Origin of the sequence: Terribacillus aidingensis, from assembly GCF_040703035.1 — a bacterium.
In the GTDB taxonomy this organism is placed as follows: Bacteria; Bacillota; Bacilli; order Bacillales; family Amphibacillaceae; genus Terribacillus.
The window spans coordinates 1,898,704-1,922,139 of the sequence record NZ_CP159996.1; the positions used below are offsets into that span (position 1 = coordinate 1,898,704).

General features: G+C 44.0%; 27 protein-coding genes, 1 tRNA gene and 1 riboswitch. Of the genes, 13 read left to right on the forward strand and 15 right to left on the reverse strand.

The features are described 5' to 3' along the window. Positions 1–31: 31 nt before the first annotated feature. The 3 genes from gcvPB to gcvT are packed head-to-tail and all read right to left on the reverse strand — an operon-like array spanning position 32 to position 3,952. The gene (gene gcvPB, locus ABXS78_RS10040; RefSeq protein WP_366247143.1) at positions 32–1,495 is read right to left on the reverse strand and encodes an aminomethyl-transferring glycine dehydrogenase subunit GcvPB; all 1,464 of its coding nucleotides are present in this window, start codon (positions 1,493–1,495) and stop codon (positions 32–34) included. Then, positions 1,479–2,837 carry an aminomethyl-transferring glycine dehydrogenase subunit GcvPA gene (gene gcvPA / locus ABXS78_RS10045; protein WP_095222541.1) on the reverse strand — a complete coding sequence of 453 codons (1,359 nt, stop codon included), beginning with the start codon at positions 2,835–2,837 and terminating at the stop codon, positions 1,479–1,481. The genes gcvPB and gcvPA overlap by 17 nt, the downstream gene beginning before the upstream one ends. A 14-nt stretch (positions 2,838–2,851) precedes the next feature. Continuing rightward, complete coding sequence (gene gcvT, locus ABXS78_RS10050) at positions 2,852–3,952, reverse strand: glycine cleavage system aminomethyltransferase GcvT (protein WP_366249920.1); 1,101 nt, start codon at positions 3,950–3,952, stop codon at positions 2,852–2,854. A 156-nt stretch (positions 3,953–4,108) separates the two neighbouring features. Continuing rightward, positions 4,109–4,197, reverse strand: a riboswitch (glycine riboswitch). 195 nt (positions 4,198–4,392) lie between these two features. On the opposite strand from gcvT, the gene ABXS78_RS10055 reads away from it, so the two are divergent. Further along, positions 4,393–6,048: an SNF2-related protein gene (locus ABXS78_RS10055; RefSeq protein ID WP_366247144.1), complete on the forward strand. Its 1,656-nt coding sequence runs from the start codon at positions 4,393–4,395 to the stop codon at positions 6,046–6,048. Further along, positions 6,041–6,880, forward strand: a complete 840-nt coding sequence (locus tag ABXS78_RS10060) for a YqhG family protein (protein ID WP_366247145.1) — start codon at positions 6,041–6,043, stop codon at positions 6,878–6,880. The genes ABXS78_RS10055 and ABXS78_RS10060 overlap by 8 nt, the downstream gene beginning before the upstream one ends. A 16-nt stretch (positions 6,881–6,896) precedes the next feature. Here ABXS78_RS10060 and ABXS78_RS10065 read toward each other — a convergent pair whose 3' ends face one another. Next, the gene (locus ABXS78_RS10065) at positions 6,897–7,067 is read right to left on the reverse strand and encodes a YqzE family protein (RefSeq protein WP_084160700.1); all 171 of its coding nucleotides are present in this window, start codon (positions 7,065–7,067) and stop codon (positions 6,897–6,899) included. Between the two features lie 191 nt (positions 7,068–7,258). On the opposite strand from ABXS78_RS10065, the gene comGA reads away from it, so the two are divergent. The 8 genes from comGA (at position 7,259) to ABXS78_RS10105 (ending at position 11,182) form a co-directional block, all read left to right on the forward strand. After that, the gene (gene comGA, locus ABXS78_RS10070; protein WP_366247146.1) at positions 7,259–8,332 is read left to right on the forward strand and encodes a competence type IV pilus ATPase ComGA; all 1,074 of its coding nucleotides are present in this window, start codon (positions 7,259–7,261) and stop codon (positions 8,330–8,332) included. Further along, positions 8,274–9,275 carry a type II secretion system F family protein gene (locus ABXS78_RS10075; protein ID WP_366247147.1) on the forward strand — a complete coding sequence of 334 codons (1,002 nt, stop codon included), beginning with the start codon at positions 8,274–8,276 and terminating at the stop codon, positions 9,273–9,275. The genes comGA and ABXS78_RS10075 overlap by 59 nt, the downstream gene beginning before the upstream one ends. A gap of 14 nt (positions 9,276–9,289) precedes the next feature. Next, positions 9,290–9,601: a competence type IV pilus major pilin ComGC gene (comGC, locus tag ABXS78_RS10080; RefSeq protein ID WP_366247148.1), complete on the forward strand. Its 312-nt coding sequence runs from the start codon at positions 9,290–9,292 to the stop codon at positions 9,599–9,601. After that, the gene (locus tag ABXS78_RS10085) at positions 9,585–10,025 is read left to right on the forward strand and encodes a prepilin-type N-terminal cleavage/methylation domain-containing protein (RefSeq protein ID WP_366247149.1); all 441 of its coding nucleotides are present in this window, start codon (positions 9,585–9,587) and stop codon (positions 10,023–10,025) included. The genes comGC and ABXS78_RS10085 overlap by 17 nt, the downstream gene beginning before the upstream one ends. Further along, entirely contained in the window at positions 10,009–10,332 is a 324-nt protein-coding gene (locus ABXS78_RS10090; RefSeq protein WP_366247150.1) for a hypothetical protein, read from the forward strand. Before ABXS78_RS10085 ends, ABXS78_RS10090 begins: the two co-directional genes overlap by 17 nt. Then, entirely contained in the window at positions 10,316–10,726 is a 411-nt protein-coding gene (comGF, locus tag ABXS78_RS10095) for a competence type IV pilus minor pilin ComGF (protein ID WP_366247151.1), read from the forward strand. Before ABXS78_RS10090 ends, comGF begins: the two co-directional genes overlap by 17 nt. Then, positions 10,701–11,069, forward strand: a complete 369-nt coding sequence (locus ABXS78_RS10100; RefSeq protein ID WP_366247152.1) for a hypothetical protein — start codon at positions 10,701–10,703, stop codon at positions 11,067–11,069. The genes comGF and ABXS78_RS10100 overlap by 26 nt, the downstream gene beginning before the upstream one ends. A 42-nt stretch (positions 11,070–11,111) precedes the next feature. Then, positions 11,112–11,182 (forward strand) — tRNA-Gln (locus ABXS78_RS10105). A 34-nt stretch (positions 11,183–11,216) separates the two neighbouring features. Here the strand turns inward: ABXS78_RS10105 and ABXS78_RS10110 are convergent. The 5 genes from ABXS78_RS10110 to ABXS78_RS10130 form a co-directional block, all read right to left on the reverse strand. Further along, on the reverse strand, positions 11,217–11,846 hold the full coding sequence (locus ABXS78_RS10110) for an MBL fold metallo-hydrolase (RefSeq protein ID WP_353615313.1): 630 nt from the start codon (positions 11,844–11,846) through the stop codon (positions 11,217–11,219). A gap of 331 nt (positions 11,847–12,177) precedes the next feature. Next, positions 12,178–14,112, reverse strand: coding sequence for an LTA synthase family protein (locus tag ABXS78_RS10115; RefSeq protein WP_366247153.1), 1,935 nt, complete (start codon positions 14,110–14,112; stop codon positions 12,178–12,180). Between the two features lie 81 nt (positions 14,113–14,193). Then, positions 14,194–15,171 (reverse strand): ROK family glucokinase, encoded by a 978-nt coding sequence (locus ABXS78_RS10120; RefSeq protein WP_095222531.1) that lies wholly within the window; start codon positions 15,169–15,171, stop codon positions 14,194–14,196. Further along, positions 15,164–15,385: a YqgQ family protein gene (locus ABXS78_RS10125; protein WP_095218046.1), complete on the reverse strand. Its 222-nt coding sequence runs from the start codon at positions 15,383–15,385 to the stop codon at positions 15,164–15,166. Before ABXS78_RS10125 ends, ABXS78_RS10120 begins: the two co-directional genes overlap by 8 nt. Positions 15,386–15,524: 139 nt before the next feature. Next, positions 15,525–16,562: a M42 family metallopeptidase gene (locus tag ABXS78_RS10130; protein ID WP_366247154.1), complete on the reverse strand. Its 1,038-nt coding sequence runs from the start codon at positions 16,560–16,562 to the stop codon at positions 15,525–15,527. 80 nt (positions 16,563–16,642) lie between these two features. On the opposite strand from ABXS78_RS10130, the gene ABXS78_RS10135 reads away from it, so the two are divergent. After that, positions 16,643–17,470, forward strand: coding sequence for a hypothetical protein (locus ABXS78_RS10135; protein ID WP_366247155.1), 828 nt, complete (start codon positions 16,643–16,645; stop codon positions 17,468–17,470). On the opposite strand, the gene ABXS78_RS10140 is transcribed toward ABXS78_RS10135, so the two are convergent. The 3 genes from ABXS78_RS10140 to rpmG form a co-directional block, all read right to left on the reverse strand. Beyond that, positions 17,464–18,996: a rhomboid family intramembrane serine protease gene (locus ABXS78_RS10140; RefSeq protein ID WP_366247156.1), complete on the reverse strand. Its 1,533-nt coding sequence runs from the start codon at positions 18,994–18,996 to the stop codon at positions 17,464–17,466. The two genes, ABXS78_RS10135 and ABXS78_RS10140, sit on opposite strands and share 7 nt — an antisense overlap. Positions 18,997–19,303: 307 nt before the next feature. Then, the gene (locus tag ABXS78_RS10145) at positions 19,304–19,861 is read right to left on the reverse strand and encodes a 5-formyltetrahydrofolate cyclo-ligase (protein WP_366247157.1); all 558 of its coding nucleotides are present in this window, start codon (positions 19,859–19,861) and stop codon (positions 19,304–19,306) included. A 65-nt stretch (positions 19,862–19,926) separates the two neighbouring features. Further along, positions 19,927–20,076 (reverse strand): 50S ribosomal protein L33, encoded by a 150-nt coding sequence (gene rpmG / locus ABXS78_RS10150; RefSeq protein ID WP_038561326.1) that lies wholly within the window; start codon positions 20,074–20,076, stop codon positions 19,927–19,929. Positions 20,077–20,281: 205 nt separating this feature from the next. On the opposite strand from rpmG, the gene ABXS78_RS10155 reads away from it, so the two are divergent. Both ABXS78_RS10155 and ABXS78_RS10160 read left to right on the forward strand, forming a co-directional pair. Beyond that, positions 20,282–20,632 carry a hypothetical protein gene (locus tag ABXS78_RS10155; RefSeq protein WP_366247158.1) on the forward strand — a complete coding sequence of 117 codons (351 nt, stop codon included), beginning with the start codon at positions 20,282–20,284 and terminating at the stop codon, positions 20,630–20,632. Further along, on the forward strand, positions 20,629–21,090 hold the full coding sequence (locus ABXS78_RS10160; RefSeq protein WP_366247159.1) for an endolytic transglycosylase MltG: 462 nt from the start codon (positions 20,629–20,631) through the stop codon (positions 21,088–21,090). The genes ABXS78_RS10155 and ABXS78_RS10160 overlap by 4 nt, the downstream gene beginning before the upstream one ends. Before the next feature lie 26 nt (positions 21,091–21,116). Here the strand turns inward: ABXS78_RS10160 and phoU are convergent, their stop codons facing one another. The 3 genes from phoU to pstB (ABXS78_RS10175) are packed head-to-tail and all read right to left on the reverse strand — an operon-like array spanning position 21,117 to position 23,371. After that, positions 21,117–21,776 (reverse strand): phosphate signaling complex protein PhoU, encoded by a 660-nt coding sequence (gene phoU / locus ABXS78_RS10165; RefSeq protein WP_095222524.1) that lies wholly within the window; start codon positions 21,774–21,776, stop codon positions 21,117–21,119. A 21-nt stretch (positions 21,777–21,797) separates the two neighbouring features. Continuing rightward, a complete protein-coding gene (pstB, locus tag ABXS78_RS10170) occupies positions 21,798–22,571 on the reverse strand; it encodes a phosphate ABC transporter ATP-binding protein PstB (protein WP_366247160.1) in 774 nt (257 codons plus the stop codon). Between the two features lie 14 nt (positions 22,572–22,585). Beyond that, entirely contained in the window at positions 22,586–23,371 is a 786-nt protein-coding gene (gene pstB / locus ABXS78_RS10175) for a phosphate ABC transporter ATP-binding protein PstB (RefSeq protein WP_366249921.1), read from the reverse strand. Positions 23,372–23,436: the final 65 nt, after the last annotated feature.

Genomic DNA, 23,436 nt, shown 5'->3' on the forward strand with positions numbered 1-23,436 from the left:
CTTTGCACATTATGTGTGCAAAGCTCTTTTTTCATTCTGGAATATAGCGTAGAATCGGCTTTCTGGCGGCAGTCGTTTCATCCATTCTGCTGACGACTGTTGTATGCGGCGCCTCTTGTACAATTTCTGGGTTATGTTCTGCATCTGCAGCAATTTCCAGCATCGTATCAATGAAACTATCCAATGTTTCTTTAGCTTCTGTTTCGGTTGGCTCGATCATCAGTGCTTCCTCTACATTGAGCGGGAAGTAAATAGTCGGCGGATGGTACCCGAAATCAAGCAATCGTTTCGCAATATCAAGCGTACGGACACCCAGCTTTTTCTGTCTGCGCCCGGAAAGAACGAATTCATGCTTACAATGCTGTGTGTATGGCAGATCGAATGCTTCACTCAAGCGACGCATCATGTAATTCGCATTCAGGACCGCATATTCACTTACACGTTTCAGTCCTTCTGGTCCCAGCGTCCGGATATACGTGTACGCACGTACGTTGATACCGAAGTTTCCGTAATATGGCTTCACTCGTCCGATAGAATCTGGACGATCTTCGTCAAGGATGATTTCTTCCCCTTGTCTGCGGACAACCGGCTTCGGCAGGAATGCTGCAAGCTCCTCCGAAACGCCGACAGGACCCGATCCTGGTCCCCCGCCGCCATGCGGGCCGGTGAATGTTTTATGCAAATTCAAGTGCACAACATCAAAGCCCATATCTCCAGGTCTTGTATAACCCATGATGGCATTCAGATTTGCACCATCATAATACAATTTGCCGCCTGCTTCATGGACAATCTTGGCCATTTCCAAAATATCCTTTTCGAACAGACCGAGTGTATTCGGATTCGTAAGCATCAGCGCTGCTGTATCTTCTCCAACGACGCGACGCAAATCCTCCAAGTCAACTAGTCCTTCATCATTTGATTTAACTGTTACTGATTCGAATCCAGCAACAGTTGCCGAAGCAGGGTTTGTTCCATGCGCCGAATCCGGCACGATAACCTTCGTACGCTGCGTCTCGCCATTTTTCTCATGCAAGGCACGGATCATCATCAGTCCAGTCCATTCTCCATGAGCTCCTGCTGCAGGCTGCAAACTAACCTCGTGCATACCGGTAATTTCCTTCAGCTGCTCTTGCAGATCGAACATAAGCTCCAGTGCACCTTGTGCCGTTTTCGGATCTTGATACGGATGAACGTGGCTGAATCCATCCATTCTGATGACATCTTCATTGATTTTCGGATTATACTTCATCGTACAAGAGCCGAGCGGATAGAATCCGGAATCAACGCCATAATTTCTTCTTGAAAGGGCTGTGTAATGCCGGATGATCTGCAGCTCGCTCAATTCTGGAAGCGCTGCTGGTTCGCTTCGAATATATTCTGACTCGAAAACTTCTGAAAGATCCGTTTCCGGAACATCCAGCGGCGGCAAGCTGTATCCTGTCCTGCCTGCTTTCGTTTGTTCGAATAACAATGGGAAATCAGTATTGTTTTGCATGGACTGCCGCCACCTCTCTTACAAATGTATCAATCTGTTCTTTTGTGCGCTGCTCCGTCACAGCTACAAGTATGTGGTTCTTCAAACGATCATCAATCCGTCCCAAGTGATACCCCCCGATAAACCCTTGTGTAACCAGATGATCATTCAGTGCATCCGCATCATCTTCTACTTTAATTACTAATTCATTAAAGAAGGCGCCTTGGAAGATGACTTGCAACCCGTGTGCTTCAAGCTGCTTTTTCATATAAAGTGCTTTTTGGATATTCAAGTGAGCCATCTCAGCTACACCTTTTTTACCTAATGCACTCATGGCAACTGAAGAAGCCAAAGCATTCAATGCCTGATTGGAGCAAATATTCGATGTCGCCTTGTCTCGGCGGATATGCTGCTCACGTGCTTGGAGTGTCAGAACGAAACCACGTCTACCTTCCTCATCTTTCGTCTGTCCGACAAGTCTTCCTGGCAGCTTGCGCATTAATTTCGCTGAGCTTGCGAAATAGCCGCAGTGAGGACCGCCGAACTGTGCCGGGATACCGAATACTTGTGTATCCCCAACAACAATATCTGCACCGAAGCTGCCTGGCGGAGTCAAGAATCCTAAAGCCAACGGATTGCTGGAGACAACCATCATCGCTTTCGGCTGTGCATCAATGATTTTGCGAATAGCAGCTAACGGTTCGACCTGTCCGAAGAAATTCGGATATTGCACGATGACACTAGCCGTATCCTCATCTACTGCTTCTTCCAGTGCTTCTAAATCGGTCAATCCATCCTTATGAGGAACTGTGACAATTTCCAAATGCTGTCCTCTTCCATAAGAATCGATCACTTGTCGAGATTCTGGATGAACCGCTTCTGATACAATGATTTTCTTCTTCCGCGTATGGCCAGCGCTTAATGTCGCTGCTTCTGCAAGTGCTGTTCCGCCATCATACATGGAGCTATTCGCAACATCCATTCCAGTCAGCTCAGCAATCATCGTCTGGAACTCAAAGATTGCCTGCAGTTCTCCTTGGGAAATTTCAGGCTGATACGGCGTATAAGCTGTATAGAATTCAGATCTGGATATAACATGATCCACAATTGAAGGAATGTAATGATCGTACACACCAGCTCCAAGGAAGGAAGCATGTGTTTTCATCGTCACGTTACGACTTGCCAAAGCTGCCAGTTCAGCTTTCAATTCCCCTTCACTTTTCGGCTCCTTGATCTGGAGCGGTCCCTTCAAGCGAACTTCCTCGGGGATATCAGAGAACAGTTCCTCCGTGTCTTTCACGCCTATCGTTTGAAGCATTTCTTCTTTGTCTTGCTCTGTCATCGGTAAGTACCTGAAATCCATGCTGTATCCTCCCTCTATTTCCGTTTATAGAATGGTGTTGCAACTACCTTGGCTTGCAGCCGTTTCTTTCGTATCTGCACTTCAACCAGACTGCCTTCTTCGACAGCATCCGCTTGTACGAGTGCAAGGCCGATATAACTGTCCAGTGTCGGTGACTTTGTTCCTGTCGTAACCTCACCGATTTGTTCGTCACCACTGAAAATTGGATAACCATGGCGCGGTATCCCTTTTTCCTGCATTTCAATGCCGACGAGCTTCCGATTCGCTCCGTTCTCTTTTTGCTTCTTCAAGGTTTCTTTTCCGATGAAGTCGGCAGACTTATTCGTTTTCACTGCAAATCCAATACCTGCCTCGATCGGCGTAATGTCCTTCGACAACTCATTGCCATACAGCGGCAGATTCGCTTCAAAGCGTAAGGTGTCCCTTGCACCCAATCCAACTGGCTGAAGATTGTATGCTTGACCATTTTCCAGCAAAAGTTCCCAGACAGCTTGCCCGCTTGCAGCCGGTCCGTAGATTTCAAAGCCATCTTCGCCAGTGTAGCCTGTGCGTGAGATTAGGAAATCTCCTTCCGCCCCTTCCAGCTGCACTGGATAAGCGAATCGGAAAAATGAAATTTCCGACAATTTTTCATCTGTCAGCTTCTGCAGTATTTGCTCTGCATGAGGTCCTTGCAGGGCAACTTGCATATAAGCATCTGATTGATCTTCGATACTGACACCATCTCGTTTATGAGAAAGCAGCCACTCCAAGTCCTTTGCTGTATTGCTGGCATTCACAACTAGCAGATAACGGTTCTCTTCCAGCATATAAACGATTAAATCGTCTACTGTTCCGCCATTTTCATAACACATGACACTGTATTGCGCTTTATTCGGAACGAGCAATTCAATGTCATTTGTCAGGACAAACTGCAGAAAGTCTTTGCTAGCTGGCCCTTCAACCAGAATCTCACCCATATGGGAAACATCGAACAAACCGGCCGCCTGCCGCACTGCATGATGTTCTTCCTGGATGCTGCTGAAATGGACTGGCAGTTCCCATCCCCCGAAATCGATCGTCTTGCTGTTTGCCTCGTAAGCAGGATAAAGCGGGGTTCTTCTCAACTCACTCATCATCTTGCTCCTCTCTTATGTACCTCGCAACAAAAAACAGAGCCACCTCGAAAAAGCTTTGAGGGGCTCTGTCCATTTACCAGAAAGTTTCTTATCGTCCTTGGACCATAGTTGCTTCTTGGGTGGCTTCTACTATGGAAGCACTCTCCAGAGTTGCGTCGTGCTGGAGTTCTTTTGCCTGAGAGATTCACTCAATATTTGCTCCTTCGGCGCCGCTGTACAGCGGTCTCTCCTCCAACATTCACTCGCGGTTTATGAAATTGGAAAACGCGGGCATACTAACAGACAATCAACCTATAAAAAAGCAAAATCCAAACATTTTAATAAAAAATATTGATAATGTCTGGTTTCAGCCTCATTATAACATAACATTTTTACAATGTGTCTACCTTTTTAAGCTTTTTAAACGAAACTCCGAAGAATAAGGAGATGAAATCACAATGCGGGTGCATATAAAAGATGATAAACCTTTCCTCGACATGATGGATGATAAATTGCAGCATGAAGGAGAAACAGCATCATGGGAGCATTTCAAGATGGCTTATACAGCCGCCAAGGAAACAAATATCGATACATTTACCGGGTTGGTTGCACCTGGCTATCTGCCGCATATGACCTTCCATCCCCATCAGCTGGAAGCAAGCCGGCGAGTTGTGGAAGAAATGAATGGACGCGCCATCCTGGCTGATGAAGTTGGTCTGGGGAAAACGATTGAAGCGGGTCTCGTATTGAAAGAATTGATGATTCGAGGCTTGGTGAAAAAGGTACTTCTGCTCGTGCCGGCATCTTTAGTGAACCAATGGGTGAACGAATTGAACTCAAAATTTCATATTCCTGCAGCCTCCCAGCGAAAGCAATATGTATGGGAACATTATGATGTGATCGTCTCCTCCATCGACTTGGCAAAGCGCTCTCCTCACCGGGAGATCATTTTGGAGCAGGACTATGATTTCGTGCTTATCGATGAGGCACATAAACTGAAAAACAACCGGACAAAGAACTATGCTTTCATCCAATCGCTCAAAAAGAAATATTGTCTGCTGCTGACTGCAACACCTGTCCAAAACAAGCTAAGTGATATTTACAATCTTGTATCCTTGCTAAAGCCTGGCTACCTTGGCAGCTACAAGCAATTCAAAGATACATATGGAGATGACCGCAGAGATGCAGAAGAGCATCATTACTTGAAGGAGCTTATCCGAAAAGTGATGGTCCGCAACCGACGGGAAGAAACGGGACTTCAATGGACAAAGCGGAAAGTGGAGACAATTTGGATTGATTTTACCGAACAAGAGCGGCAGGTATATGAAAATATGCAAGATTCCACCAGTGCTGCAGCAACCTTTGCAAAAATAACCCTGCTCCGCGAGCTGTGCAGCTCCAGGGAAGCAGCATATTTGTCCATGAAAAAGATGGTCGAGGAAAATCCGGAAACAAGTAATGTGTATTTGCCTGTTATGAAAGAGATTGAAAAGCTGCCGCAGCATAGCAAGGCACTGAAAGTGGTAGAGCTGATCAAGGCTGCTCCTCCAGGAGAAAAGTTCATCATCTTTACCGAGTACCGGGCTACGCAATTTTACTTGCAATGGACGCTCAAGCAGCACGACATATCCTCCGTTCCTTTCCGAGGCGGCTTCAAGGCCGGTAAAAAGGATTGGATGCGCGAGCTGTTCGAAAAGCATGCACAAGTTCTGATTGCAACCGAAGCTGGCGGCGAAGGTATCAACCTCCAATTTTGCAGCAATATGATCAATTATGATTTGCCATGGAATCCAATGCGGCTGGAGCAGCGCATCGGCAGGATCCATCGTTTTGGTCAGCAGAAGGATGTGCAAATCTATAATTTCGCCGTACGGAACACGCTTGAAGCACACATATTGGAATTGCTTTATAAGAAAATCAACTTATTCGAGCGGGTAATCGGCAATCTCGATCATATCCTTGCCGAACTGCAGGTTTCCGATGTGGAAAAAGAGATTAAGCGGATATTCGCCGATTCTCGTTCCGAAGGAGAAATAAAAGTAAAGCTGGATAATTTGACTGCGGTAATCACCGAGACGGGTGAACAGCTGGAAAGGGCTAAATTACATGGATAGACAAACACTCCACCAGTTTCTGCGGAAATTTTTCCTATCAAACGGCTGTCAGCTTCTAGAGGAAAAAGAGGGGCTGCTTCGGTTCCTTTTGACTCCAGAACTGGATGAAGAATTGATGAATCGGCCGTTTTATTGGCGCTATAAGAAAAGACTTGGCCAAGAAGGCGATCCCATGGAGCTCACCCTTCTGACCGACCCAAACGAGACAGCTGAGAAAGCAGAGCATATTCATTTCGGCAGCCCTCGCCTGCACAAGATTTTCCGTCTGATCCGCGACTCCGCCCAAGTAGCTCGTCTTTATGAAAAGGTAGATACAGCTTCCCGGACACCGCTGTACCCGTGGCTAATCCGCAACATGAGCGTCCACTTTTCCGGTAAACGCAAACGTACGGAAACACATTCTGTTGGATTACAGTTACTGAATGGCCAGCTCGCAACCGATTGGATGGAGAACTTCTCTCAGGTGGAATTCAGACAGCAAATCAGCGATCAATGCTATTGCCTCTCCCCTATCATCCGATACCAAAGCGGCTACCAGCGGATAAGCAGCTATATGCATACCTATCTGGATACTATCGATGACAGCTGGGTGAAGGAGACAAAAGAGACACTTAAACAAGAAGAAAATTTACTGGCGCATTTTTTCGATCAAAGCGCTCAGGAAGAGCTCGAAGAAGAAATCCGCGAAGAAAGAGCTGCACTATATAAGAACGAGCTGGATGCAGTGCATAAAAGACTAGTCCCATCCATTCAAATGGAGACAATCAATGCCGGCATCTTCTATCTATCTGAAGAAACCGCACAAAAACTGCTCCATAAAAAAGAGGCCTGAATCATGTTCAGGCCTCTTACTTTTTACGACTACGGAAGAACAGCTTGAAAGCAAATGGCAGAACACCAAACCACTTTCCGTGCAGCTGGTGTTTTTCTTTTTCCTTCTGTTTCTTCTCCTGCTTCGGTGCATCCATCTTTTTCACCAGCTCCTGGGTTACGAATCGGAAATAATCATTGGAAGACATGTGCTTAGCCCCCTCTACTTTTACTAGTAGCGTGACCAATTTCATTTCGTTCCATACAACATACGTGAAGTTCTCTTTCTTAATTAGCAGAAATGAATTTTGTGCTCCAATGAACTGATGTTTCCTGTATTTTTTCAATATGACCGCTGCCATGACTTTGTAGTATTGTAACTGCAAAGGAGGTGATATAAGTGCTGGATAGCCCTTCAGTTTTTGCGGCTAGTTTGATGGAAGAAGCGATACAGCAGCAGGCGTCAGACATTCATTTCACACCGGAAGAAGATGAAACAAGCGTATTCATACGGATACACGGAAAGCGTGTCCTGCATAGTCGCTTATCGACTCCGAGTTTTCGCAAGCTGATTGCTTACTATAAATTTGTCAGCGGTATGGATATCGGAGAGATGCAAAAACCTCAGGATGGGGCAATGCCATTTTCGTATAAGGGACAAAAGCAATATTCTCTTCGTCTATCTACCCTGCCGCTGAAACAAACAGAAAGCTTGGCAATTCGTATACTTCCCCAAAGTGATGCACCCTTGCTCGACCAGTTGTTTTTATTTCCGTTCCAAATAAGTTCATTGCGGCAACTATTGCTGGAAAGTACAGGAATTCTCCTGTTCACAGGTCCGACAGGCAGCGGGAAAACGACGACAATGTATAGCATCCTGCAGGATTTATTGCGAATCAAAGCATGTCAGGCTATCACATTGGAGGATCCGATTGAGAAACGAATGGAAAACATGCTGCAGGTGCAAGTGAATGAGAAGGCAGGCCTTACGTATCAAGCAGGATTAAAAGCAGCGCTGCGGCATGATCCAGATGTGCTGATGATCGGAGAAATCCGCGATGAATCCACAGCCCGCTTCGCCTTCGAAACGGCAAGGACTGGACATCTTGTCATCAGCACGCTGCATGCCAAAAATGCAGCAGGTGCTATTCACCGCTTGAAGGAAATGGGAATTCCAATAGCTGACTTGCATCATACGTTAATTGGTGTCGCTTCGTTGGAACTTCTTCCTATCACAACGCCCCATCCTTCACGTGCGGCCATTATGGAGCTGGCCGACTCTTCACAAATCAGCCGCATGCTGAAAACTAATAAAACATCTTTCCTGACATTCGCAAAACTTAGGAGGAAAGCCTATGCATATGGTTTTATCACGAAAGAAAATTATCAACTTCAAGAAGGAAGACAAACTGTCTATGGAACAGCAGATGCTTTTCCTCCAACAGCTTCATCGACTCAGAACACAAGGATATGATATGGCTCGCTCGCTGGATTTCCTTCACTGGCAGCCGCAATGGCGAACGGCTACACAGACTCTACAGGAAGATCTTAAGCAAGGTTTGCGACTGGACGAAGCCTTTTCACACGCTCGTTTTTCATCGTTAATCGTCATTCACTTTTATGTGGCACATCATGACGGAAACTTGGAAGATGCATTGGCAAGAAGCTACACTACTATGCAAAAACAAATGCAGCAGCTTGCTAAGTTCAAGAAAGTCACCCGTTACCCCATTTTTCTTCTATTGAGTATTCTGCTGCTGCTTCTTTTTGTTAAGCTTTATGTCTATCCTTCTTTTCTATCTCTTTTTGCTTATTCCGCAGAATCAGCAAACCTTCTCCGCTTTTTCTCCAATCTGGTGAATTTACTTTTGTATGCAAGCTTACTCCTCGGTGTGATAGGAATCAGTCTATATTTCCTTCAAGGATCCTTTAAGAAACGCTGGCCATCCGCAAAGAAACGCTATTACTTGGAGCGCATACCTGTTATTCACAAAATAGCCCGCACAAGGACAAGCTTCCAGTTCGCCATTCAGCTTGGTAATCTTCTTTCAGCGGGACTTTCCCTGTATGAAAGTCTCCAGCTTTTATCAAAACAGCAATATCATGACATGCTTCAATTGTACAGCAGTGTCTTACTATACCAGCTGACCTCAGGTAATACATTGAAGGAATGTCTGCCAAGTTTTCCACTGCTTGATGCCCAGCTTCAGAGTATTTTGGTGAAAGAAAATGATGTTTCATCACAATCGAAAGATTTGCTGATGTATGCAGAGATCATGACAACTAAAATGGAAGATCGAACAAAAACTGCCCTCTATCTGCTCCAGCCTATTCTGCTTTGCATCATGGCACTATGCATCATTATTGTCTATCTATCTTTGCTTCTCCCTATGTTTCAGATGGTTCATACACTTTAGAAAGAGGTTAACTGATGCGAAATGAAAAAGGATTCACATTAATAGAAATGCTTATAGTTTTGCTTGTTATCTCCGTGTTGATGATTCTTGTCGTGCCGAACTTAGCTGATAAAAATGACCGGGTCCAAACGCAGGGCTGTGAGGCACTATTAAAATTAGCTGAAAGCCAAGTACAAACGTATAAGATAGACAACGGGACCGCCCCAACCTCGATTGCACAGCTCCAAGATGGCTACTTGACTGAAACAACATGTCAGGGTGGTAAGCGTTCCTTGGTACTAAGCCCTGGAGGCGAGGTTTCTTTAACGAATGCATCAGGTTCATAAACAAAAAGGTTTCAGTTTGCTTGAATTGATTATAGTACTCGGCCTCGCTTCTTTACTGATTAGCATCGGAACAGGTGTGTATTCCCACTTACTTGTAGAAGCAGAAGCAAAACAATTCAAAAATCGGCTGGAACAAGATTTGCTTTATTTGCAGCAATACACGCAATTCGACAGGTCAGCTAAGCTATACCTAGATAATGGTAAATATGAAATCTATTCAAGCAGATTGAAGAAAGTTCTGTTAGTCCAGGAAATACCTGAAGGCTACGCGATCAATATATATCCCAGTGCATTGTCATTCGGGTTCAATCAAACAGGTACAGCACTTGCTCCTGGCAATTTCACTATACGTACTCCTGCTGGAACCGATAAGCTTGTATTTCCGCTTGGGAAAGGAAGAGGGCGCTATGAAGACAGCAGATAATCAAAATGGTTTTCTGCTTCTGGAAGCATTGTTCAGTTTCGCGATGTTTCTGCTGCTATGTACGCTTCTGCTTCCGTTATGGATTGACGTGAAAAAGGAACATTACATTCAGGAAAAACGTACGTTTTATTATAGTCTTCTCCAAAATGAACTCGCAAAAGCCGAACCAAAAGATCAGTATTTTAGAGACGATAAGCTATTTATCGCATTAAGATTCAGTATCGAGGATGGACTCAAAAAAGGCTGCATTGACCTAAGAGGAGAAGGGCGAAAGGAGAATCGCTGCCTATATGGTTATCTCGAATAATAAAGGTTTCACGCTTCTTGAAGCAATAATTGCATTGGGCATATTGATTCTGATTCTCGTTTCAGTCCCTCCCCTTCTGACTCCCTTGGTTCAAGACACAAAATCAGAAGCTGTGTCTGTCAGGCAGGCACTTCACTTCATATCAATGGAAGTGCACAAAGGCGTCGCTGTAAATACCGCGGAAGATAAGCTTTACATTCAGGATCAGCAAGGTCGAACAGCAGTTTTTGAGCAATATAAAGATATGATTCGAAGACAAGTTGATGAGAAAGGACATGAAATCTACTTGCACCATATTGAGGATTTAGAATTCATCCAGGATGACAGCTCGATTGTCATAACTGTCAAAGGAAAAGAGGGATTGTCATATGAGAAGTGGATTGATATGGAATGAACAAGGGTTCCTTCACCCATTCCTCTTGTTTCTGACAGCTTTCTTTCTGCTCCTACTCACTTCAGGCAGTATGCTTCTTCAAACGAAAGTACAATCGACTGACATGCTTTTCGAACAGTATAAATTAGAGCAAGCTGCATCACTCGCTTTCAAAACAGTTGAAAACCACTATCTTCCGAATCTAAAACCAGATGACGATGATCAAACCATTAAAATCCATAACAAAGCTTTGGATGCTCATATCACGATTAATAGAGAAGAACAACACCTACTTGTACGATACGAAATCAATACAGATGGAAGCCTGGAGTCGGTCACTTATTATAAAAAATATCCTTCTTGATGTATAAGATACGAAATCTCGTGCAAAATAGTCTATGTACGATGGGCTATAGCCAAGTGGTAAGGCAGCGGGTTTTGGTCCCGTTATCGTTGGTTCGAACCCAGCTAGCCCAGTAAGAAGATCCCGCCAAAATGGCGGGATCTTCTTTTATATAAGGAAAGGATTCTTCGCCTGTTCTTCCCCTATCGTCGTTTTTGGACCATGACCCGGGTACACTTCATAGAAGTCAGGCAGTGACAATAATTGATCGGTAATACTTTGCATCAAGGTCGGCAGATCACCTCGATAAAGATCTGTTCGTCCAATGCCACGCTGAAACAGCGCATCACCGACGATTGCATACTTTTCTTTATGGAAGACAAGGCTCACACTTCCAGGAGAATGCCCTGGTGTATGACGTACTTCAAATTCGAAATGTCCAAACCCCATATTACCTGGCTTTAGATTCTCATCCGCATCTCTCGCTGTTATCTGCTTGACCGGAAACATTTTTGAACCATTCTTACCTGGATCACCTAGCCAATCAGCTTCCTCTTCATGCAGATACACAGGAATATGATAAATGTCCCGCGCATCATCGACCGCTCCGATATGATCGAAATGAGCATGTGTCAGGAGAATTGCCTGCGGTCGCAGTTCTTTCTGTTTGATCCATTCAATCAGTTTGACGCTATCTCCGCCTGGGTCAACAATCAGGCAGTCGTTCTTTGATTCCAGTATGTAACAATTTGTTCCCATCGGTCCAAGACTTAATGTATGTATTTTCATTTTATTCATCTGCTCCTCCCTGCGATTTCTTTTAAAAAAGGCTCGACAAGCATATATGTGTGTACTACTATATAGTATGTATTTGCCAAGCATTCTTTACCACAAGTATAGCAGGTAACCAACTATTTTGCTCATGGGAGGGCAAGCAAGTGATTCTTTCGATCATCTTGTTTTTTATTGCATTTCTTTGTGTTTGCACACTAATTACAGAATGTAAAAAAAGACAAGTGAAACAGGCGATCTTCACATTTATTTCTGTGGTCGTCATCACATTAGTTTCTATTACGAACTTATTATAATTCATTAAAAAAGGATCGCTACTTATGCAGCGATCCTTTTGTTAACTTGCTTTTTCCTTACCTTCTTGGAAATCGTAGAACCGGAGCAAGTCACCATAGATAATCCGATCGGAGTAATTCAGTTCTTTCGTTACTTGTTCCTGAATCGGTTCACAGACGCTTTCTATCTGTTCACCGGTCTCACCGGATATCTCTGCTTCTTCTCCTTCTATATTGTCAGCTGGCTCACCCGTCAGCCTGTCGTAGCACATATCATTGGTGAACACATACTCATCACTGATGAAATCTCCATTTCGCAAGGCAGTGAAGTCTTTGCGGTCTTCTGCGAACACATCATTCCCAAATTGGATATCATGTTCAGCTTCGATTCCCAACAAACTCAGGATCGTTGGTTTTACATCAATTTGACCTGCTACTTTTTCCATCACCTGTCCCTTTCCGTCACCCGGAATGTGGATGAAGAACGGAACGCGCTGGTTCTGCACTTGCTGATATGGTGTGATGTCTTTGCCCAAGTATTGGCTCATCGCTTTATTATGATATTCACTGATGCCATAGTGATCTCCCATCATCACGATGATGGAATCTTCATATTCACCGGATTCCTTCAGCTGCTCAAAGAATTTCTGTACTGCTTCGTCTGTGTAGCGCGCTGTTTGGAAATACTTATTCAGTGTCTGGGAGTTGGAGTCAAACTGATCAATAGTCGCTTCTTCTTCTGGCAAATCGAACGGATGGTGGTTCGTCAAGGTGATGAACTTCGAATAATACGGTTTATCCATTTCCTGAAGGTATGGAATCGACTGTTCGAAGAATGGTTTATCCATCAAGCCCCATCCAACTGTATTTTGGTCTTCTCCTTCGGTGATGACGTCATAGCTGTTTTCATCATAGAAGGTGTCATAGCCCAGGCTGTCATACATGACATCACGATTCCAGAAGCTGGAGTTGTTCGAATGGAATACCGCTGTTGTGTAATCGCTTTGTCCTAAAATTTCAGGTGTTCCGTTGTATTCATTCTGACCGTGAGTGAAAAATACTGCTCCCCGAGGTAACGGATATAAGGAGTTTTCAACTAAGAATTCAGAGTCAGATGTTTTGCCCTGTTCTGTCTGATGATAGAAATTCTCGAAGTAATACGTGTCTTTGTCTTCTGTCAGGCTGTTGAGGAATGGTGTGACTTCTTCCCCGTTCAGCTCATTGTTGATCAGGAAGCTCTGCATGGATTCAAGGGAGATGAAAATGACATTCTTTCCTTCTGCCTGCCCGAATTTAGCTGACTTCTCTGTTTCCACTTCTTCATTTACATAAGAAAGAATCTCAGGAAGCTCATTTCCGTCCGCAAACACGCGCTGTGCTTCCGTCTTTGATTGCATGACTGCATCATATACATGGAAGTTGAACAAACCGATATTCTTGACCAGATATTCCCGGTCAAATCCGCGTGTAAACAGCTGCGGGCGTTCTGCTTCCGCAAGTCCGATGTTTATTACGACAACCGCGGCTATAGCCGCCATTGTTGATACTTTCTTTCTGCGAAGGTATTCAACCGTCATTGTTTCTTTAAAACGATAGCTGAGGAACCAGATGATAGCCAAATCCAAGAACAGCAGAATGTCCTGTGGATAAATGAGGCTTAATACACTGCCGCCAAGGTCAGCGGCATTGCTTCCTTGCATGAGGACCGGCACTGTAAGGAAATCACTGAAGTGTCGGTAAAAAATCAAGTTGATGTACAAGATGATAGAACCCACGAGGCTGATGATCCGGATATACCGCATCTGCCATTTTCGTGAGAATAAAACGCTGAGACCAAAAGCTAAAAAGGCACTGACAAACGGATTCAGCAGCAGAATGAATTCCTGCATCGCATTATCCAAGCTGATGTTGAATAAGAAACGATAAATGATATACGTCTTCAGTCCAAACAAAACTGTCGCCAAAATATATAATGGTGCAGTGAATGTTCGTTTCAAGTAAAAATCCTCCTCATTATAGAACCAAGCGTAAAACAGATGGCAGCAACTTGCGCTGCTGCCATGCACGCATTTCTTTATTTATTTTGCGGGCTCTTCCAAGTGCTGTTTGACTAAGTAAGCAGCACCGTAGACACCTGCATCATTGCCGAGCTGTGCCGGCACGATTTCACATTCATATGTTGTACGCGGCAGGGCAGCTTTCACGAACGCTTCCCTGATAGGTTCCATCAAAGCATCCCCTGCTTTGGATACGCCTCCCCCGATGATGATGCGGGAAGGGTTGGTAAGGATAGCAGCGTTAGCTAACGTTTTTGCCAGGACGCTGGTGGATCTGTCCACAATCTTTTGCGCTTCTGCATCATTTTCGGCAGCCAGCTCGAAGACGTCTTTGGAAGAAACGCGACCGTTTTCTGCAAACCTTCTTCCCAAGCCGCTCTCTGGATGCGCAGCAGCAGCCTCTGTTGCCAAACGGCTGATACCTGTCGCAGAGGAGATAGTTTCTAAACAGCCTTTTCGCCCGCAATTGCACGGGGCACCATTCTCTTCGACGGTGACATGGCCGATTTCTCCTGCCGTACCATTTATTCCATTCACGATATGGCCATTAGCAATGATACCTGCTCCAACACCAGTGCCAAGTGTGATGGCAATGATATTATCCTGCTGTGCACCTGCACCTTTCCACACTTCGCCGAGCGCAGCCAAGTTAGCATCATTGTCGATGAAAACAGGCAATCCGGATAGTACGCCAAGCTCAGCAGAAAGAGGGAAATCACGCCAGCCGACATTGACTGCTTCTGCGATGACACCGTTACGCGGGACAACGAACCCTGGTGCTCCTACACCGATGCCTTGGATTGTTTCCTTTGCAATGCCACGTTCTGTTAGCTTTGCCTGGATTGTTTCCCAGATCTGCTTCGGTATGTGCAGACCTTGCTCATATTTATCCGTCTTGATCTCCCATTTTTCAACTAGTTCGCTCGTTCCATCGATGATGGCGAGCTTAATTGTTGTGCCGCCGATATCGACACCGACCAATAGTCCGTCCTTACTCATTGTTTCCCGCTCCTTCTCGACTATCCGATAAAGCACTTATCTCTTTTCTAAGAATCAAATTTGCTTGTCCATATTCCTCTAATGACAATAGGTTATTGTCATACAGCTCCCGCAGCTCTTCCAGCATCATCGTCAAATCGAGCTTGCGGTCTCCGATGTATACGAAAATACCATACGTCTTCAATAGCTGCATCACATCATAAACCGTTTTCATACACATCACCTAAGTTATTATAACAACCTTCACGTAAAATTGAAAATGATTTAAGACTACGTTCACACCTTCTTAACAATATGCCTTAATGTAAAAAAAATAACCTGAAGCCGGTTGACTTCAGGTCAATTCTTTACAATTAAAACATATCGCTCTTCAAATAAGCATCCAGCAAAGTATAAGTAGCAGTCAAAGCACTTTCATGTGTGCGTTCAAATGCATGGGATGCAGCAATACCAGGTCCGATAAGACCGTGGCGGATATCGTATCCTGCACGTATCGCGGCTGATGCATCCGATCCGTAGTATGGATATATATCCAGCTTATATGGCAGACCATTGGATTGAGCGAGCTCTGCAAGCTGTTCTCTCAATGCATAATGGTAAGGTCCGCTTGAATCTTTTACACAGATGGATACATCATATTCTGTGGTGGCTTGACCGTCTCCGATCGCTCCCATATCGACTGCGATATATTCCACTACCTCCGATGGAATGCTTGAATTTCCTCCATAACCAATCTCCTCATTATTAGAAATAAGCATATGTGTGGTGTATGGCAGCTGGAGGTTTTCTTCCTTCAGTCCTCTTAGCAATTCAAGCAGAATTGCGACACTTGCCTTGTCATCCAAATGTCTTGATTTAATGAATCCTGAGTCAGTACGAACAAAACGCGGATCGAACGACACGAAATCTCCTACACGAATCCCGAGAGCTTCCGTTTCGTCACGAGATGTTGTTTGTTCATCGATGCGGACCTCGATGTTCTTCTCGTCCCGTTTTGCTTCTCCAGCTTCCTTATAAACATGAACAGATGTTTGATGCATCAGTATTGTGCCAGTGAAGGCATTATCTTTGCTATGTATCGTACAATATTCCCCTTCGACACTGTTCCAGCGGAATCCCCCAATCATTGCCAAGGACAATGTACCATCTGCTTTTATCCCTCTGACCATGGCGCCTAATGTGTCAACATGCGCAGTCAGCAGTCGGTGGTGAGCTGTATCTTTACCTGGTACCGTAATAAGCAGACTGCCTTTATTCGTCACCTTTGAATGGTATCCAAGTGAATCTGCCACACTGCGGCAAAAGTCAATCGCCTGTTCCGTATAACCTGAAGGACTTGGTATATGCACTAGATTTTCCAATGTTTCTGATATTCGATCAATTCGCTTCATTCGTATCCCCTCTTTCATAACATATCGGTCTATTACATAGTATCAATTAGCGAGAGTTTGTCCAATGAGGAGGAAAACAAATGCGAAAATGGCTTATACTTGGATGCGTCTTTTTTTCCATCGTCCTGATCTCCACTTATATTATTCGTATGCAGCAGCCGCAGCCTGTCATTCAGCACTTTCCGCTTGATGGCTCTGCTGCTTTTATCGATACATCGACTTCCATGAAGAAAGTCGATTTCCGGCGCATCCATTGGCGTCTGACAAGCACACTCGATACCGAAGCATACTTACGGCAAGATGTCGGCCTCTTATACGAAAATGGCCGATTGGTTGGTGTAATGAATAAATGGCAGCACCCCGCCAGCCGGCTTACACAGGAGAAGACACATAGACTTCAGCCGAATAAACAGCTTGATGCAGTTTCTTTTCATTTTGCTGAACTACATAAGGATCAAATTACCAGCACATTTAAAATATCCGGTGTTCGCTCCTACACATCTGGTGCACATGAACTTTTCTCATTTCCAAAAAATGAAAAAGAAATACAGTCCCGTCAGATCGCGAAAACAGAAACGAGTCGGACACTTCAGCAAGTCTGGAACAATGCGAAACAACAATTATCCATTCCAGCAAGTCAATATACCGAGTTACCACTCACCGCTCTTCCGACAGCCGACTTAACGAAAATCCCTGGACTTTCAGAAGATAAGGAAAGACAGGAAATTATCAGCCGGCTATGGGAAGGACTGTATCGAAATTATATACTGCCGATTGGTCCAGCAGTGGAAAAAAGCACAGCAGCTACGTATATCCCGCTTTTGCTGTTTGATAAATCAGGAAAGCATCTGCGCGTCCTCTATCAGGATGAGACAGGTCAGCACAGAGAACTGCTGCAATATTATTGAGAGAGATTCTGTTGGAGCTGTTCATACTGGCTGTTATCAGGCTTAAGCTCGACTGCTCTCTTTGCATGCTTCATAGCTTCCTCCAATTTTCCTTCTGCCTGGAGGACAAGCGCCAAATTATAATGAGCAGCATGATCCTCCGGGGTTAATGTCACCAGTCGCTCATAGTCCTTTGCACTTTTATCCATGTCACCAGTCTTGTAGTAAGCTAAACCGCGATTGAATAAAAGCATCGGTTCATATGCAGATTCCCCTTCGCTCAAAGCTAGGGTCGCATCGGAAATCACAGAAGAATAATCGTTTTGTCTTAGTGCATCTTCCACGTTAAGTACGTGACGCAGTGCATCATTTACTGGTCCAGTAAATCCATACCAAATGAGACCAGCAATAAATGCAATGGACAAAAGTGTACCGCCAATGCGCGCTCTTGTATTTCTTTTACCAGACAAGCCAACGAGCAAAGCACTGGCAAAGCCTCCTGCCAAGCCGCCGAGATGCGCGAATACATCAATCACATGACTAGCAGAGAAACTGATGACTAAGTTAATAAGCAGGATGACGATCAAAACGTTCCCGATCGTACGCCAGAACAGTTTCGGATAAACAACACCAAAATATATCAGCGCTCCAAACAACCCGAAAATCGCACCTGATGCTCCTGCACTAAGACTATCTGAGAAAGCAAAGCTTCCCAGCCCGCCTATGATTCCTCCTAAAATGTAGATGAAGAAGAAACGACGATGACCGAATATCTGCTCTGTCAGTGTACCGAGATAATATAATGACAGCATATTTGTCAAAAGATGCAAGGCCCCGATATGTAAAAACATCGAGGAGATGATTCGCCACCATTCATTTTCGGCTAGAATCAATGGATTGTATTTCGCTCCGAGCTCAATAAGCACTGCAGAGTCAGTCGAGCCTCCAAGCAGTGTTTCCAAGAGGAACATTACGACACAAATTCCGATAAGTATATAGACCAAAAGCGGCTTTTTTCGATGAAAGACGGCTTGGTCTGCCTGCTGCTGCTGAACAAGCAAGCTGCGGAGTCTGCTCTTCTCCACCTCTAGCTCATGTTCATCAGCAGAAGTCAAAGAAATCTTGTCATCAAGCTTCAAATGACGAAATAGCTTCTCCGACTCTTTTTCATATGAGCTGCCATCTAAATAATAAAGCTGCATCGGGATAGGACGCTTACTTTTGATAATCATAGGTTTTTTTAGCTTCGACCAATCATCCGCAGGTTCCTGTTCACCAAAATAGACATTATAGATACGCGTCTTCCTGGCGAACAATCCTTTGCTCATATTCTGTATCTGATTCGCCGTTTTCAAAATATCCTGTTTTAAATGATTTGCCCAAGTAAAGGTTCTATAATTAAGTTTCACAACATGGGTGATACCATTCTGCTTCTTCTCGAGCCAACAAACTCTTAAGTCGTCTTCAGCTCTCACTAATGTAAAACCATGAACGGCTAACAAATGATTGATCATCTTATAATAGGCCGTTTCTTCGTTGTAGGTCATACCTCTCCCCCTCTTGCCTACAGTTTATCAAAAAAGTCATGGAAAAACGCCCAGTTTACACTGAGCGTTTAAATAAAATCGGGAGCATACGGGAACGTAGGGGCTCAAATCCCATTGAAAGCCGTATAAGACCTTTGCGAAGAACCGTTACGGCTAAAAGTGCATTCAGCACTCGATACCGCTCTCGTATCAAAAATACGACACTTGCTGCCAACGTTAACGTTGTGATGAGGGATTTCCACATCTGCACTCTTCCTTTCCTCTGGGATAAGCCTAGTTTAACCCTAAGCCGAATACTCCTATTCGGTTATAACAGAAAACCATCATCTGTCAAAAGATGGTCCACCGGAAGATCTAATGGTCCAACTGGCAGTGACTGCTTAATCTGCCGGCTGCTTGCAAGAGACAACGACTTATGTTGATAATCGGTTAGATAACGATCATAATATCCGCCGCCATAACCAATCCTATAACCTAATGTATCGAAAAGAAGGCCGGGCACTATCAGAAGATCCAGTTCATCCTTCGAAGCTGGTTCGCAACGTTCGGCGATCGGTTCTTTAATGCCAAACGCTCCGTCCGTTAATTGATTGTAGCTTTCGATGTGGTAAAACTGCATACCTCGGTTTTCAATAGTAAGTGGGACACATATTCTCTTCTTCTCGAGCCATGCTTGCTGGATAAGCTTGGTTGTATCCCACTCATGCGGCAGGGCCATTGTCAGGCCGATGCTTTTTGCATCTTTCCAGATGGAAGAAGCAAAGAGGAGGTCTGCAAGCCGATGCTCAACATGCAGCTTATCTGTAAGCGGCATTTCCTTCAGCAAACGAAGTCCTTCCTGTCGAAGTTTTTCTTTTTCTCCCATCTTCCCTGCCTCCTTATTATGTAAAAAAACTCCCGCCAAATGAAGGGGGAGTCTTTTAGTCGAGCTTATTTTGTTTCGCGGTGCAGCGTATACTTTTTCAAGCGTGGGCTATATTTTCTAAGCTCCATGCGTTCTGGATGTTTACGCTTATTTTTTGTTGTAATGTAGTTACGATCTCCTGTTTCTGTGCAGGCGAGAGTAATGTTTACACGCATGTATAATCCCTCCCAACAATCTTAAATAAGTGTATGAAAACTTAACGATCTTCAGACCATCTAATAATAGCAGAATTATGTAAGGTAAGCAACCGTTAACGATAACTATTTCAGAAGAAAAGTGAAAATTGTCGAAAACTATATATCCTGCATCTGCTTGATATGGTATAACTAGGTTAGCAATAAGTAGGAGGTTTATACTAACATGTTAATTGCTGCTATCGCTTTTGTTGCAGCCGGTATCATTTTATGGATTTTCTCTTTTTTCATGCAAGATAAATTCAAACAACTGGATCAACAAATTGAACAATTGACCCTTTCGACTATGCAAGAAACATATACGTTGAATAAGAAAGTCAAGATTCTGGAAGAAGAGCTGCTGCCGACTGTGCAGCATGAGCCCAAACAAAATAAGGCGTCACAAAAACCCGCTATCTTTCAGCAAATTTTGAAGCTTCAGCAGCAAGGATATTCCATCAAGGAAATTGCCACGCAGACAAGTCTGGCTGAGGAAGATGTATACCGCATAGCTAAACAGGCAGGAGTTCAGCTATGAAGCAAGTGATCCGAGGGTTCGCAACTGCTCTTCTCTTAGCAGGCATTTGTATGCTTGCGTTTCACTTTACTGAAAATCCTAAAACGGAAGAAACAGCAACAGCTTCAGCTGCAGTCGAAACGGTAAAGCCTAGTATAGATAACATGAAAAAAGAGCTTGAAGAAAACGACTACCATGTGCTGACTAAAAAAGACTATGATCAGCTTAAGGATGCACAAGAGAAAACACCGGAACAGCCAGAAAAAGAAGAGCAAAAAACATTTACTCTTAAGCTGGAAACTGGCATGACTAGCGAAGACGTAGCATCTGCACTTCAAAAAGCCAGTATTATCGAGGATGCATCCGCATTCCGTACGTATTTGGACATTACAGAAGCAAGTGAATCACTGCAAGTCGGCAACTATCAATTAAGTTCCGATATGGGATACGATGACATTGCTAAATTGATGACAAAATAAGAAGCAGCGGCATATGCCGCTGCTTCTTATTTATTTAAATCAACTGCAGTACCTTTAACAAGATATAGGATACTTTCTCCAATATTCGTTATATGGTCTCCTACACGCTCAACAAAGCGCCCAACAAAGACAAGCTGCATCGTCTGTTGATGTTTCCCAGACTGCGCCTTACGCTCATCCAGCATGTCACGGAATAGTTCACCGTACATACTGTCTACCACATTATCCAAATCAGCCAACTTTTTCGCTTTAGTGATATCTTCTTCTTCAAAGGCTTGTACAGCACTATGAATCATTTTACTGACAACTTCCTGCATATCACGGATTGCCGGTGGAATGTCATACGGGCTTAATACATTCAATCGGTTTACGCTTTTCGCGATATTTTTTGCATGGTCACCCATCCGCTCCAAGTCGGAAGATACACGAAGGAAAGCAACCAAGCGTCGCAAATCTGTCGCAACAGGCTGCTGCATCGCAATTAATTGGATCGTAGCTTCATTTATTTCCTGATCGCGTTCATTCAATAAATCATCATTTTCAATTACTTTATAAGCTAGATCACTGTCTCGCTCATATAATGCGTCTATAGCTTGCTTCAAAGCTGTGTCTACTTCATATGCAAAAGAAATAATTGATTTCTGGATTGATTCCAAATCTGCTGAAAATTGCTCTCTCGCTACCATACGTTCTCCTCCAATACGTAATTAACCGAAACGTCCGCTAATATAATCTTCAGTCCGCTTATCTTCCGGGTTAGAGAATATCTTACCCGTTTCTGCTGACTCCACAACACGACCATGCAGGAAGAAGGCTGTTTTATCTGAAATACGGGAAGCCTGCTGCATATTATGTGTCACGATGACGATACAATACTTTTTCTTAAGCTCCGTCATAAGCTCCTCAATTTTCAAAGTGGAAATCGGATCCAATGCAGATGTTGGTTCATCCATCAAGACGACATCCGGTTTCGTTGCAAGCGCACGCGCAATACACAAACGCTGCTGCTGACCACCGGAAAGACCCATTGCAGAAGACTTTAGGCGATCCTTTACTTCATCCCAAAGCGCAACATCCTTCAAAGTTGTTTCTACGATTTCATCCAATTCACTTTTCTTCTTAATACCGTGAATTTTTGGTCCATACACTATATTATCGTAAATTGACTGCGGGAAAGGGTTACCTTTTTGGAAAATCATCCCTACTTTACGACGTAAATCCACCAAGTCAACTCTGGAATCAAGAATGTTTTTGTTCTTGTAATTAATTTCACCAGTCATACGGACACCTGGCTCCATATTGATCATTAGATTAAGTGTCTTGATGAAAGTGGATTTACCACAACCGGATGGACCGATAATAGCATAAATCTCATTATTCAACGCTTCCAGGCTAACATCCTTCAATGCATGGAAGTCGTCATACCATAGGTTCAAATCATTCACTTGGAAAATTGTCTCTTTCTCTGCTGCCACTTGCATAGCTGTCGTTCCTCCTACCCGAATCTACCGGAAATATATTCTTCTGTTTTCGTTTCAGAAGGATTAGTGAAGATTTTTTTCGTATCATCGTATTCTACGACATCCCCATTTAAGAAGAAGGCGGTCTTATCAGATACACGAGATGCCTGTGACATGTTATGTGTAACGATAACAATACTATAATCTTCTTTCAGCTGAAGGATAAGTTCTTCAATCTTGGAATTGGATACTGGATCAAGCGCAGATGCAGGTTCATCCAATAGGAGAATCTGCGGTTGCATTGCCAACGTACGTGCGATACACAGACGCTGCTGCTGACCACCGGATAAAGACAAAGCTGATTGATGCAGACGGTCTTTCACTTCATCCCATAAAGCAGCCTTGCGCAAGCTTTCCTCAACAATTTCGTCTAGGACCTTCTTATTTTTCTGACCATTGTATTTCAATGCATGTGTAATGTTGTTGTAGATGGATTTAGGGAATGGGTTCGGTTTTTGGAACACCATGCCGATTTCAGAACGCAATGCAACAACATTGATATCATCACGAAGAATATTGATTCCGTCATAAATGATCTCACCTTCTGCTCGGCTGGAAGGGATCAAGTCATTCATCCGATTGATGGAGCGGATGAACGTAGATTTTCCACAGCCGGAAGGTCCGATTAGTGCTGTTACTGCGTTCTTTTCGATACCCATATTTGCCCGTTTCACCGCTTCATTATTACCGTAGAAAATGCTGAGATCCTTTACATCAAGTACGACTTCTTTCTTGGAAGCTCTTGTAGTGGATGCAGCCATATCATCTTCTGTTTTCGTTTCTGTTGGTTTATCTGCTGTATAGTTCATGTCACGAACTCCTCTCT

What these genes read in the sequence shown, in the direction of transcription:
- ABXS78_RS10155 (WP_366247158.1), top strand. Translation starts at nt 20,282, where the DNA reads ATGTTAATTGCTGCTATCGCTTTTGTTGCAGCCGGTATCATTTTATGG.
- phoU (WP_095222524.1), bottom strand. Translation starts at nt 21,776, where the DNA reads ATGGTAGCGAGAGAGCAATTTTCAGCAGATTTGGAATCAATCCAGAAA.
- rpmG (WP_038561326.1), bottom strand. Translation starts at nt 20,076, where the DNA reads ATGCGTGTAAACATTACTCTCGCCTGCACAGAAACAGGAGATCGTAAC.
- ABXS78_RS10090 (WP_366247150.1), top strand. Translation starts at nt 10,009, where the DNA reads ATGAAGACAGCAGATAATCAAAATGGTTTTCTGCTTCTGGAAGCATTG.
- ABXS78_RS10065 (WP_084160700.1), bottom strand. Translation starts at nt 7,067, where the DNA reads ATGTCTTCCAATGATTATTTCCGATTCGTAACCCAGGAGCTGGTGAAA.
- ABXS78_RS10135 (WP_366247155.1), top strand. Translation starts at nt 16,643, where the DNA reads ATGCGAAAATGGCTTATACTTGGATGCGTCTTTTTTTCCATCGTCCTG.
- pstB (WP_366247160.1), bottom strand. Translation starts at nt 22,571, where the DNA reads ATGCAAGTGGCAGCAGAGAAAGAGACAATTTTCCAAGTGAATGATTTG.
- ABXS78_RS10100 (WP_366247152.1), top strand. Translation starts at nt 10,701, where the DNA reads ATGAGAAGTGGATTGATATGGAATGAACAAGGGTTCCTTCACCCATTC.
- comGF (WP_366247151.1), top strand. Translation starts at nt 10,316, where the DNA reads ATGGTTATCTCGAATAATAAAGGTTTCACGCTTCTTGAAGCAATAATT.
- ABXS78_RS10145 (WP_366247157.1), bottom strand. Translation starts at nt 19,861, where the DNA reads ATGGGAGAAAAAGAAAAACTTCGACAGGAAGGACTTCGTTTGCTGAAG.
- ABXS78_RS10125 (WP_095218046.1), bottom strand. Translation starts at nt 15,385, where the DNA reads ATGAAAACGGTTTATGATGTGATGCAGCTATTGAAGACGTATGGTATT.
- comGC (WP_366247148.1), top strand. Translation starts at nt 9,290, where the DNA reads ATGCGAAATGAAAAAGGATTCACATTAATAGAAATGCTTATAGTTTTG.
- ABXS78_RS10060 (WP_366247145.1), top strand. Translation starts at nt 6,041, where the DNA reads ATGGATAGACAAACACTCCACCAGTTTCTGCGGAAATTTTTCCTATCA.
- ABXS78_RS10055 (WP_366247144.1), top strand. Translation starts at nt 4,393, where the DNA reads ATGCGGGTGCATATAAAAGATGATAAACCTTTCCTCGACATGATGGAT.
- gcvPB (WP_366247143.1), bottom strand. Translation starts at nt 1,495, where the DNA reads ATGCAAAACAATACTGATTTCCCATTGTTATTCGAACAAACGAAAGCA.
- ABXS78_RS10160 (WP_366247159.1), top strand. Translation starts at nt 20,629, where the DNA reads ATGAAGCAAGTGATCCGAGGGTTCGCAACTGCTCTTCTCTTAGCAGGC.
- ABXS78_RS10140 (WP_366247156.1), bottom strand. Translation starts at nt 18,996, where the DNA reads ATGACCTACAACGAAGAAACGGCCTATTATAAGATGATCAATCATTTG.
- ABXS78_RS10120 (WP_095222531.1), bottom strand. Translation starts at nt 15,171, where the DNA reads ATGAGTAAGGACGGACTATTGGTCGGTGTCGATATCGGCGGCACAACA.
- gcvPA (WP_095222541.1), bottom strand. Translation starts at nt 2,837, where the DNA reads ATGGATTTCAGGTACTTACCGATGACAGAGCAAGACAAAGAAGAAATG.
- ABXS78_RS10130 (WP_366247154.1), bottom strand. Translation starts at nt 16,562, where the DNA reads ATGAAGCGAATTGATCGAATATCAGAAACATTGGAAAATCTAGTGCAT.
- gcvT (WP_366249920.1), bottom strand. Translation starts at nt 3,952, where the DNA reads ATGAGTGAGTTGAGAAGAACCCCGCTTTATCCTGCTTACGAGGCAAAC.
- pstB (WP_366249921.1), bottom strand. Translation starts at nt 23,371, where the DNA reads ATGGCTGCATCCACTACAAGAGCTTCCAAGAAAGAAGTCGTACTTGAT.
- ABXS78_RS10110 (WP_353615313.1), bottom strand. Translation starts at nt 11,846, where the DNA reads ATGAATAAAATGAAAATACATACATTAAGTCTTGGACCGATGGGAACA.
- ABXS78_RS10075 (WP_366247147.1), top strand. Translation starts at nt 8,274, where the DNA reads ATGGAACAGCAGATGCTTTTCCTCCAACAGCTTCATCGACTCAGAACA.
- ABXS78_RS10085 (WP_366247149.1), top strand. Translation starts at nt 9,585, where the DNA reads ATGCATCAGGTTCATAAACAAAAAGGTTTCAGTTTGCTTGAATTGATT.